Genomic DNA, 10942 nt, shown 5'->3' on the forward strand with positions numbered 1-10942 from the left:
CGGTTCCCCGTGGCACCGATCCGTTACCTGTGAGGATCCGCGGGAGCGGTCAGGTCAGGGCCCGGCCCAGAGCGTAGACGACCGGGGCGGCGGCGGTGAGCGGCAGGGCCACGCCCGCGGTGAAGTGGACGAAGCGGGACGGGAAGTCGTAGCTCGCCACCCGCAGGCCGATCAGCGCGCAGCCGCCGCAGGCCGCGGCCAGCAGGATGCCGTCGCCGCTGCCGAGGCCGTTCGCCTGGCCGGTCAGCGCGCCGCTGGCCGCCGCGATCAGCAGGGCGACCGTCAGTGACAGCGGCTCGCCGGGCAGCGGGAGCGCCCGCACCACGGTCGCGGCGGCCACCGCCACCGCGCCGACGACCACCGGGTCGGTGCCCGCGTCGGAGACCGCGGCCGCCAGGTAACCGCAGGCCAGCACGGTGATCAGGGTGGAGGCCGAGGTCGCGGTGAGCGACGACAGGCGCTCGTCGCCGCTGCCGTGGTGCCGCAGTTGCAGCACCAGGACGAACAGCAGCCAGACGCCGAGGGTACCGACGACCACCACGGGCGCGTGGCCGCCGTCCGCGACCAGGATGCCCACGTCGGCGGTCACACCGGCGAGGAAGGCCAGCACGATGCCCTGCCGGGCGGGCCACATGCCGTTCAGCCGGAACCAGCCGGCGGCGGTGACCGCCTGGAGCAGCACCAGGAAGACCGTCAGGCCCGGTTTGCCGAGCGCGGCGCCGCCCGCGAGGAGCAGGCCGAGCGCCGCGGTGAGGGCGGCGGGCTGGATGCCGGGCGCGATGATCGGCGAGCCGGTCCGCCCGTCGGCGCGCACCGGGGCGGTCCTCGCGCCCTGCCGCCTGGCCGCCCTGCCGCCCGGGGCCGGCTCCCGCCGCGGGGCGGGCTCGTCCTCGATCACCGGCATCACGGCGGTGTGCTCGACGCCCTGCGGCCCGGCGGGATACGCCTGCGGGTCGGCGTAGGCGTGCGCGGGCGGCTGCTGCTGCCACTCGGCGCCCTGGGCCTGGTAGGCGGGATCGCCGTAGGCGGCCGGGGTGCCGGAGTACGCGGTCTGGGCCGCGCCGGGCTCCCAGCCGCCCTGCGGGTATTCCTGCGGCGCCGTCCACGGGTGCGCGGCGGGCGGTGTGGCGCCCCAGCCGTCCCCGGGCGCGGGCGCGGCGCCGTAGCCCTGGCCGTCCTGGGCGGCGGCGTGCCCGGACCAGTCGCCGCCGGACGGCGGGGCACCGTAGGCGCCCTGGTCGTGCTGCGGCGGCGGGGCGGCGTGCAGCGGCTCGGGCACGTAGGTCCCGTACGGCGCGGCGCCACCGCCGTACGCCTGCTCGTCGTGGCCGCGGCCCTGGCTGTGTCCCTGGGCCTGGCCGTATCCGTCGCCGTACTCGTAGTCGCCGTGGTCGCTCATACCGACCCCCCGGCGAAGGGCGGCAGTACCTCGACCGTGCCGCCGTCGGGCAGCGGCACCTGCGTGTGGGCGCGGGCACCGACCGGGTGGCCGTCGACCAGGAAGGAGCAGCGCAGCAGCACCCTGGCGAAGTCGGGCTGCCCGGCGTGCCGCTGCCGGGCCGCGGCCAGCGCGTCGGCGAGCGTGGCCGCGCGGTACGGCTCCTCCGCCGTGCCCGCGGCGGCCTTGGCGGCGGCCCAGTAGCGGATCGTACCCGCCGCCAGACGCGCGGCCGTGTCGGTTGCAGCCATCGCGGCTCCGTCCCTCGTCCTTCGTCGTGCTTGCGTGGTGCTTCTGCTACGCCGGCGCCGCCGTCCGCGGCCGGCTCCGTCGTGGGCCCGTACTCCGCCGTTCAGCGGACGGACGGGCCGCCTCCATCATGGACCGTCGGCGTCACCGCACTCCAACACGGGCGGTCAGCCAGTCACCGATCCGGCCGAGCAGCGCCGCGTCCGCGGCGTTCTCCGCGTGGCCGAAGCCGTGCTCGATCCACAGCTCGGCGCCGTCCTCACCCGCGGCGGCGGCCAGCGAGCGCGGGTGGTCGAGCGGGAAGTACGCGTCACGGTCGCCGTGCACGATGAGCAGCGGTGTCGGCACGATGAAGGGCACCGACTCCACCGGCGAGCGCGGCACCGGGTCCCACCCGCGGGGGTGGATCCGGGTACCGAGGCCGACGCGGGAGACCAGCCGCCCCGCGGGCCTGGTCACCGCCCAGTGCAGCCGCCGCATGGGCGCCGTACCCCGGTAGTACCAGCGGGCGGGCGAGCTGACCGAGACCACCGCGTCGACCCCGTACAGGCCCGCTTCCGGGTCCGCGCCCGCGTGCCGCAGCACCACGGAGGCGCCCATCGAGAAGCCGACCGCCGCCACCCGCGCGTACCCGAGCCGCCGGGCCCAGCCCACCACCGCGTCGAGGTCGAGGACTTCGCGGTCGCCGACCGTGGAGTGTCCGCCGGAGCGGCCGTGCCCGCGGAAGGAGAAGGTGAGCACCCCGCCGCTGCCGCGCAGCGCCGCCGCCGCCCTGCGGACCGCGGGCCGCTCCAGCGCGCCGCTGAAACCGTGCGCGACGACGATGGCCAGATCACGTCCTCCACCGGCTCCGGCCAGGTGTTCGGCTTCGATGGGTACGCCGTCGGACGTCAACAGAACCGCGCTCCGACCACCCGAAGTGAGCGGGGAAACACGGAAACGCTCGTCCTCGGCCTCGGCAGCGGTGTCCATGTGGGCTATTCTTCCGTGGAAGAGGACCTGGGCAATGCCGCCCCCGGGTCCTTTCGTGCTTTTCTGCACGACATATGTCGTCCTCGCAGGCATCGAGGAGGGGTTCGAAATGAGCCAACCCGACCCACCCGAACGGTCCGAGGCGGTCACGCCACCTCGCGACGTCCGCCACGATGTCCGTCTCGATGCGCTGAACGTCCTCGACCACACCCTCGATGTCCGCACGACCGACGGGAGCCCCCGGTGAGTTCTCTGCTGCTGCTGACCAACGCACTCCAGCCGTCAACCGAGGTGCTGCCCGCGCTCGGGCTGCTCCTGCACAGCGTGCGGGTGGCCCCCGCCGAGGGCCCGGCCCTCGTGGACACCCCCGGCGCCGACGTCATCCTGATCGACGGCCGCCGCGACCTGCCGCAGGTGCGCAGCCTGTGTCAGCTGCTGCGCTCGACCGGCCCCGGCTGCCCGCTGATGCTGGTCGTCACCGAGGGCGGACTCGCCGCGGTGACCGCGGACTGGGGAATTGACGACGTCCTGCTCGACACCGCGGGCCCGGCCGAGGTCGAGGCGCGGCTGCGGCTCGCGATGGGCCGCCAGCAGATCACCGGCGACGACAGCCCGATGGAGATCCGCAACGGCGACCTGTCGGTGGACGAGGCCACCTACAGCGCCAAGCTCAAGGGCCGGGTCCTGGACCTGACCTTCAAGGAGTTCGAGCTGCTCAAGTACCTGGCGCAGCACCCGGGCCGGGTCTTCACCCGCGCCCAGCTGCTCCAAGAGGTGTGGGGCTACGACTACTTCGGCGGTACGCGGACGGTGGACGTGCACGTGCGGCGGCTGCGCGCCAAGCTCGGCGTGGAGCACGAGTCGCTGATCGGCACGGTGCGCAACGTCGGCTACCGCTTCGTCACCCCGGAGAAGGTCGAGCGGGCCGCCGAGGAGGCCGCCCGCAGCGAGGCCGCGCAGGGCCGCGGAACCGCCCGCGGCTCCGGGCCGGACGCCGATCAGCGGGACAGCCGTTCATCCGCTGAACAGACCGTATGACGACCCGTGTGACGAGCCGATAGACACGCGTAGACTTCCCGACGTGCCCAAGGTGACGCGCGACGACGTGGCCAGGCTGGCGGGGACCTCCACCGCGGTCGTCAGCTACGTCATCAACAACGGACCCCGGCCGGTAGCCCCGGCCACCCGCGAGCGAGTGCTCGCGGCCATCAAGCAGCTCGGCTATCGCCCGGACCGTGTGGCCCAGGCGATGGCCAGCCGCCGTACCGACCTGATCGGCCTGATCGTCCCCGACGCGCGGCAGCCCTTCTTCGCGGAGATGGCGCACGCGGTGGAACAGGCCGCGTCCGAGCGCGGGAAAATGGTGCTGGTCGGCAACTCCGACTACCTCGACGAGCGCGAGGTCCACTATCTGCGGGCCTTCCTCGGCATGCGGGTGTCCGGGCTGATCCTGATCAGCCAGGGCCTCAGCGACAACGCGGCCACGGAGATCGAGGCCTGGGACGCCCGGGTGGTGCTGCTGCACGAACGGCCCGAGGCCATCGACGACATCGCGGTGCGCACCGACGACATCGGCGGCGCGCAACTGGCCGTACGCCACCTGCTGGAGCACGGCCACGACTATGTGGCCTGCCTCGGCGGCACCGAGGTCACCCCGGTGATCGGCGACCCCGTCACCGATCACGTCGTCGGCTGGCGGCGGGCCATGGAGGAAGCCGGGCGGTCCACCGAGGGCCGCCTTTTCCAGGCCCCGTACAACCGCTACGACGCCTACGAGGTCGCGCTCGACCTGCTGGCGGGGCCGGACCGGCCGCCCGCCATCTTCTGTGCCACCGACGACCAGGCGATCGGTGTGCTGCGGGCCGCCCGCGAGCTGCGGATCGACGTGCCCGAGGGGCTGGCCGTGGCGGGCTTCGACGACGTCAAGGAAGCCGCGCTCGCCGACCCGCCGCTGACCACGGTGGCCTCCGACCGGCAGGGCATGGCCCGGGCGGCGGTGGACGCGGTGCTCGACGATTCGCTGCGGGTTCCGGGTGCCAAGCGGGAGCGGCTGCGGCAGTTCCCGTCCCGGCTGGTGCTCCGCGGGTCCTGCGGCTGCCACTGAGGCCCGGCGGCCGGCGGTAGGGCGCCGACCGCCCTGCGCAGGACCGCTTCGAGCGCGGGTCGCTCGGGGCGCGGCCCGGCGGGCGGCTCTTCCGGGGTCCGGGGTTGCGGATCCGGGGGGCGCGCGGCCGGGGGTTCGCGATCCGGGGCGCGCGATCTTCCTTACATCGGGCATACGTGCTTCTGCCGGGCTTCTCAGCGTGTGCTCAGCAAGCTCTCATCTTCTGGGCCCACAGTCGTTGACATGACCGAGAGCAGCCGCAACGGCGGCGAACCCCAGCACCCGCACGACCCGCAGCTTCCGCTCTACTCCGGCCCCCAGGCCCCGGTCCCGTTCTCGTCCTCGGCGTCCTCGGCGTCCTCCGGCCCCGCCGCCGAATCAGCGGCCCTCGCCGAGGGCGGGGCCCCGTCCGAGCCCGCCGGCACCCCGGCCTACACCGGCTATCCGCCGCCGCCCCCGCACGGCCCGTACGGCCCGGCCGCCGTGACCGGCGGACCCGGTGAGCCCGGCGGCCACCGGCGGCGGGCCCGCAGGCCCGTCGCGCTCTTCGCCGCCGCCGCGATCGCGGCCGGCGTGATCGGCGGCGGGGTCGGCGCCCTGGTCGGCAACGCGACCGACCACTCGAGCGGCAGCACCAGCTCCGCGTCCACCGGCTCCGCCGTGGTGAACGCCGCCGCGATCGACGGCACCGTCTCCGGCGTGGTGAAGGCGGTCGACCCCAGCGTCGTCGAGATCAACGCCAGCTCCAGCCAGGGCAAGGCCACCGGCTCCGGCATCATCATCACCGCCGACGGCCAGATCGTCACCAACAACCACGTCGTCGCGGGCGCCGACCAGATCAGCGTCACGTACACCAACGGCAAGTCCGCGACCGCGACCGTCGTCGGCACCGACGCGGCCAAGGACCTGGCGCTCATCAAGGTGCAGGGCGCGAGCGGCCTGCCCGCCGCCACCCTCGGCGACTCCTCCTCCGTCGCCATCGGCGACCAGGTCGTCGCCATCGGCTCCCCCGAGGGCCTGAGCAACACCGTCACCAGCGGCATCGTCTCCGCGCTCAACCGCGATGTGACCGTGCCGGTCGAGACCGGCCAGAGCCAGGGGCGGAGCCAGGGCGGGAGCGGGAGCGGGAGCGGTGACCAGTGGCCGTTCTCCTTCGGCGGCAACCAGTACAACGGCGACACCGGCAGCTCCACCACCACGTACAAGGCGATCCAGACCGACGCCTCGCTCAACCCCGGCAACTCCGGCGGCGCGCTGATCAACATGAGCGGGCAGATCATCGGGATCAACTCGGCGATGTACTCGGACTCCTCCTCCGGCGGCTCCTCCTCGGCGTCGTCCGGCAGCGTCGGCCTCGGCTTCGCCATTCCGATCAACACCGTCAAGGCCGACCTGCCGACGCTGCGCGCCGGCGGCACCAACTAGGACCCGGCGCCGTGCGACGCTGAAAGGGTCAGCGGCACCACCCATGTCGAGCAGCGAGGTACCCCCCACCATGAGTCCTGGTCCCGGCTCCGCCCCCAGCACCGGCGAGCCCGGCGAGGCCCCCGCCCGCGTCCTGATCGTGGACGACGAGCCCGCCGTGCGCGAGGCACTGCGCCGGAGCCTGGCCTTCGAGGGCTACGACACCGCGATGGCCGCCGACGGCATGGCCGCGCTGGAGGCCGCCGACACGTACCGCCCCGACGCGATCGTGCTCGACGTCCTGATGCCGCGGATGGACGGCCTGACCACCGCCCGGAGGCTGCGCGCCACCGGGGTCACCACGCCCATCCTGATGCTCACCGCCCGCGACACCGTCGGCGACCGCGTCACAGGACTCGACGCGGGCGCCGACGACTACCTGGTCAAACCGTTCGAGCTGGACGAACTGCTGGCGCGGCTGCGCGCCCTGCTGCGCCGCAGCTCCTACGCCACGGCCGCCGGGGCCGCGGGCGACCCCGCGGACCACACGCTGGCCTTCGCCGACCTGCGGATGGACGCCACCACCCGCGAGGTCACCCGTGACGGCCGCCCCGTGGAGCTGACCCGTACCGAGTACACCCTGCTCGAACTCTTCCTCACCCACCCCCGCCAGGTCCTCACCCGCGAGCAGATCCTGAAAGCGGTGTGGGGCTTCGACTTCGAACCGTCCTCCAACTCCCTCGACGTCTATGTGATGTACCTGCGGCGCAAGACCGAGGCGGGCGGCATGCCGCGGCTGGTGCACACCGTGCGCGGGGTCGGCTACGTCCTGCGGGCGCCGGACGGCGGTCACGCGTGAAGCGGCTTCCGCTGCGGTCCCGGCTGGCGCTGCTGACGGCGGCGGCCGTGGCGGTCGCGGTGGCCGCGGCGGCGCTGGCGTGCTGGCTGATCACCAGGGACCAGCTGATGAAGGAGCTGGACAAGTCGCTGCGGCAGCCGGACATCATCCCGGCGGCGGTGATCGCCAACACCCTGAACCAGGACGGCTGCCACGCCACCGCGCCGGCCCAGGGCGACGGCCCCGGGCGCTACATCTCGGCCACCACCTCCGCCCAGGTCGTGCTGGCCAACGGCACGTCGTGCTGGGTGCAGGGCCACATCACGATCCCGGTCAACGAGACCGACCGCGAGATCGCCGCCCGCGACGTGCCCGACGGCGTCCTGCGTACGGTCACCGCCAGCGGCCACAAGCTGCGGGTCTTCACCGCGCCGGCGAACTTCACCGTGGACCGGGTGCCGGCCGCGGTCTCCGTCGCCCGGCCGCTCAGCGACGTCACCGACCCGCTGACCACCCTCGCCTGGGTGCTGCTCGCGGTCGCCGGCATCGGCGTGGTCGGCGCGGGGGCGGCGGGCACCGCGATCGCCAGGGCGGGCCTCCGTCCGGTCGACCAGCTGACCGGGACCGTCGAGCACATCGCCCGCACCGAGGACCTGAGCGTCCGGATCCCCGTCGAGGGCGAGGACGAGATCGCCAGGCTCGGCCAGTCGTTCAACGCGATGACGTCCGCGCTGGCCTCCTCGCGCGACCGGCAGCAGCAGCTGATCGCCGACGCGGGCCATGAGCTGCGCACCCCGCTGACCTCGCTGCGGACCAACATCGAGCTGCTGGAGCGCAGCGAGGCGACCGGCCGGGCCATCCCGCCCGAGGACCGGCGCGCCCTGCTGGCCTCGGTGAAGGCCCAGATGACCGAACTGGCCGCGCTGATCGGCGACCTCCAGGAGCTGTCCCGCCCGGACGCGGCGCCCACCCTCCAGGTCGTACCGCTGCACGAGGTCACCGGCACCGCCCTGGAGCGCGCCCGGCTGCGCGGCCCCGACCTGCACATCACCGCGGACATCGCCCCGTGGTTCGTCCGCGGCGAGGCCTCGGCCCTGGAGCGGGCCATCGTCAACCTGCTGGACAACGCGGTGAAGTTCAGCCCGCCGGGCGGCCGTATCGACGTCCGGCTGCACGGCGGCCGGCTGACCGTGCGCGACCACGGACCCGGCATCCCCGCGGAGGAGCTGCCGCACGTCTTCGAACGCTTCTGGCGCTCCCCGTCCGCCCGCTCCCTGCCCGGCAGCGGCCTGGGCCTGTCGATCGTCGCCCGCACCGTCCACCAGTCCGGCGGCACGATCGGCCTGACCCCGGCCAAGGGCGGCGGTACCGAGGCGACCCTCTATCTGCCCGGCGCCCCGACGGCAACGCCCGACGCCCCGCCGGAGCCCTGACCCCGGCTCCGCGGTCGTCTCGGAATGTGAAATCACCGTCTCAGATCTCGATAATCGGCGAATACTTGGCCGCACCATCCACTCATCGGAGGTGCGTCAACCGTGCGTCGCTGGATCATGCTCGCGCTGGGGACCGCCGCGCAGACCGCGGCTTGTGCGTTCGTCTACGGGATCCCGTACCTCGCCGACGACCTGCGCACACAGCAGGACCTGAGCCTGACGCAGGTCGGCCTGCTGGTGGCCTGCCCGACGGTGGGCCTGGTGCTCGCGCTGTACGCGTGGGGCGCCGCCGCCGACCGCTGGGGCGAGCGGGTGGTCATCGCGGTCGGGCTCGGCGCCGCCGCGGGGGCGCTCGGCGCGGCGGCCTGGGCAGCGCACGGGATGGTCGCGCTCGGCGTGCTGCTGGCGCTGGCCGGCGCCGCGGGGGCGTCGGTCTACTCGGCCAGCGGGCGGCTGGTCATGGGCTGGTTCGCCGCGAGCGAGCGGGGCCTCGCCATGGGGATCAGGCAGACCTCCACCCCGCTGGGCATGGGGCTCGCCGCGCTGGCCATGCCGCCGCTGGCCGGGGCGCACGGGCTGCGCGGCGCCATCGGCTTCCTGGCCGTACTGTGCGCGGTGATCGCCGTACTGATCGCGGTCTTCGCCGCCGACCCTGCGAGGCCCGCCGCGAAGAACGCCGAGCCTGCGCCCAACCCCTACCGCGGCTCCCGGCTGCTGTGGCGCATCCACGGCTCGGCCGCGCTGCTGGTCGTCCCCCAGTTTACCGCGGGCGCCTTCGCGCTGGTGATGCTGGTGGACGTACGCGGCTGGTCCCCGGTGCACGCGGGCCAGCTCATCGCCGTCGCCCAGGGGCTGGGCGCTCTGTCCCGCATCCTGGTGGGCCGCTGGTCGGACCGGGTCAGCAACCGGTTGCGGCCCATGCGGCAGCTGGCCGTCGTCACGGCCGCGGTGGTCGCGGCCGCCGCCGTGGCCACGGCCTTCCCCTCGCCCCTGACCGCCGTCCTGCTGGTGGCCGCCATCGCGATCACGTCGAGCACCAACGGGCTGTCCTTCACCTCCACCGCGGAACACGCCGGACCCGCCTGGTCGGGCCGCGCCCTCGGCGTCCACAACACCGGCCAGAACCTCACCGCCGCGGTCGTACCGCCCGTCATGGCCGCGGTCATCTCCGCCACCGCCTACTGGCCCGGATTCGCCCTGGCCGCGGTCACCGCCTGCGCCTCCGCCGCGATCATCCCGGTGGCCCGCGCGGTGCCCGCCCGCCCCGGGGCGGACCGGCCCCGTACGATTCCGGCATGAGCGACCGGCGGCTGGACATCCTCACCGAACTCCCCACCGACACCGCGCGGGCCGTACTCGGCCTGATCGCCGCCGCCGCGGCGGCGGACGGGCAGCCCGCGGTCTCCGAGCAGGGCCGGCTGCACGTACGCGGAGGGCGCCGGGAGGGCGTACGGCACCTGGTGCTGTGGTCCGGCGACGACCTCGCCGGATACGGGCAGATCGAGGACGCCGACGCGGTCGAGGCGCCCGCCGCGGAATTCGTCGTGCACCCCGGGCACCGGCTGCACGGGCACGGCCGCGCACTCGGTGACGCGCTGCTCGCCGCCACCGGGCGCCGGATGCGGGTGTGGGCGCACGGCGGCCACCCCGCCGCGCGGCACCTGGCCGTCAAGCTCGGCCTCAAGCTCTTCCGCGAGCTGCGGCAGATGCGGATGCCGCTGGACGCGGCGCTTCCCGAGCCGGTGCTGCCGGCCGGGGTGACCGTGCGCACCTTCCGGCCCGGGCAGGACGACGCGGACTGGCTCGCCGTCAACGCGGCCGCCTTCGCCCACCACCCCGAGCAGGGCTCGCTCACACAGCGTGACCTCGACGACCGCAAGGCCGAGCCGTGGTTCGACCCGGCCGGCTTCTTCCTCGCCTTCCGCGGCGACACGCTGGCCGGCTTCCACTGGACGAAGGTCCACGACGATCTCGGGCTCGGCGAGGTGTACGCGGTCGGCGTCGCCCCCGCCGAGCAGGGCAGCGGTCTGGGCCGCGCCCTCACCACGATCGGCCTGCGCCACCTTGCCGCGGAGCGCGGCCTGCCCGGCGTGCTCCTCTACGTCGACGCGGACAATTCGCCTGCCGTCGCGGTATACGAACGGCTGGGCTTCACGACCTACGAGGTCGACCTGATGTTCCGCACGGAGTCCTAGCCGGAGGCTCGCCCGGGTGCCCACGTGGGTGCCCCTTGCAGCGACCCGCCGCCTGCGACGCCGTCGTGGTTGGCCGCGCGGTTCCTCGCGCCCCTGAAGCGTGCCCTCTGCGGCAGAGGACGAGCCCCGTAGGGGCGCGGGGACTGCGCGGCCGGCCGAGACGGCGGGAAAGAAGCGGCGCCACCGCAAGTGGCACTCACACAGGCACGCGGGGAACTGCGCGGCCGGCCACCGCAAGTGGCGCCCCCCGAGGGGCGCGGGGAACTGCGCGGGAGCTGCCCCGGGTGCGGGGGCGGAAAGGGGGAAGGG

Annotated in this window: 11 protein-coding genes; 8 read left to right on the plus strand and 3 right to left on the minus strand. The window is 74.3% G+C overall.

What is annotated here, in order from left to right:
* Positions 1 to 49: 49 nt before the first annotated feature.
* From V7E46_RS16470 to V7E46_RS16480, 3 genes are all read right to left on the minus strand, one after another.
* The gene (locus V7E46_RS16470; protein ID WP_333769109.1) at positions 50 to 1399 is read right to left on the minus strand and encodes a hypothetical protein; all 1350 of its coding nucleotides are present in this window, start codon (positions 1397 to 1399) and stop codon (positions 50 to 52) included.
* Complete coding sequence (locus V7E46_RS16475; RefSeq protein WP_329182432.1) at positions 1396 to 1662, minus strand: MoaD/ThiS family protein; 267 nt, start codon at positions 1660 to 1662, stop codon at positions 1396 to 1398. The genes V7E46_RS16470 and V7E46_RS16475 overlap by 4 nt, the downstream gene beginning before the upstream one ends.
* Positions 1663 to 1831: 169 nt before the next feature.
* Positions 1832 to 2659, minus strand: coding sequence for an alpha/beta hydrolase (locus V7E46_RS16480; RefSeq protein WP_333769110.1), 828 nt, complete (start codon positions 2657 to 2659; stop codon positions 1832 to 1834).
* Between the two features lie 109 nt (positions 2660 to 2768).
* Here V7E46_RS16480 and V7E46_RS16485 point away from each other — a divergent pair, with 109 nt between their 5' ends.
* The 8 genes from V7E46_RS16485 to mshD all read left to right on the plus strand — a co-directional run bounded on the left by V7E46_RS16485 (position 2769) and on the right by mshD (position 10633).
* Entirely contained in the window at positions 2769 to 2906 is a 138-nt protein-coding gene (locus tag V7E46_RS16485) for a hypothetical protein (protein WP_333769111.1), read from the plus strand.
* Positions 2903 to 3697 carry a response regulator transcription factor gene (locus V7E46_RS16490; RefSeq protein ID WP_443054187.1) on the plus strand — a complete coding sequence of 265 codons (795 nt, stop codon included), beginning with the start codon at positions 2903 to 2905 and terminating at the stop codon, positions 3695 to 3697. Before V7E46_RS16485 ends, V7E46_RS16490 begins: the two co-directional genes overlap by 4 nt.
* Before the next feature lie 43 nt (positions 3698 to 3740).
* Positions 3741 to 4763, plus strand: coding sequence for a LacI family DNA-binding transcriptional regulator (locus V7E46_RS16495; protein WP_329176175.1), 1023 nt, complete (start codon positions 3741 to 3743; stop codon positions 4761 to 4763).
* Between the two features lie 243 nt (positions 4764 to 5006).
* Positions 5007 to 6188 (plus strand): S1C family serine protease, encoded by a 1182-nt coding sequence (locus V7E46_RS16500; RefSeq protein WP_333769112.1) that lies wholly within the window; start codon positions 5007 to 5009, stop codon positions 6186 to 6188.
* Positions 6189 to 6258: 70 nt separating this feature from the next.
* Positions 6259 to 7026 carry a response regulator transcription factor gene (locus V7E46_RS16505; protein WP_333769113.1) on the plus strand — a complete coding sequence of 256 codons (768 nt, stop codon included), beginning with the start codon at positions 6259 to 6261 and terminating at the stop codon, positions 7024 to 7026.
* The gene (locus tag V7E46_RS16510) at positions 7023 to 8438 is read left to right on the plus strand and encodes a sensor histidine kinase (RefSeq protein ID WP_333769114.1); all 1416 of its coding nucleotides are present in this window, start codon (positions 7023 to 7025) and stop codon (positions 8436 to 8438) included. The genes V7E46_RS16505 and V7E46_RS16510 overlap by 4 nt, the downstream gene beginning before the upstream one ends.
* 102 nt (positions 8439 to 8540) lie before the next feature.
* Positions 8541 to 9737 (plus strand): MFS transporter, encoded by a 1197-nt coding sequence (locus V7E46_RS16515; RefSeq protein ID WP_333769115.1) that lies wholly within the window; start codon positions 8541 to 8543, stop codon positions 9735 to 9737.
* The gene (mshD, locus tag V7E46_RS16520; RefSeq protein WP_333769116.1) at positions 9734 to 10633 is read left to right on the plus strand and encodes a mycothiol synthase; all 900 of its coding nucleotides are present in this window, start codon (positions 9734 to 9736) and stop codon (positions 10631 to 10633) included. The genes V7E46_RS16515 and mshD overlap by 4 nt, the downstream gene beginning before the upstream one ends.
* The last annotated feature ends 309 nt before the right edge of the window (positions 10634 to 10942 follow it).

Origin of the sequence: Streptomyces sp. IBSBF 2435, assembly GCF_036815005.1 — a bacterium.
Classification (GTDB): Bacteria; Actinomycetota; Actinomycetes; order Streptomycetales; family Streptomycetaceae; genus Actinacidiphila.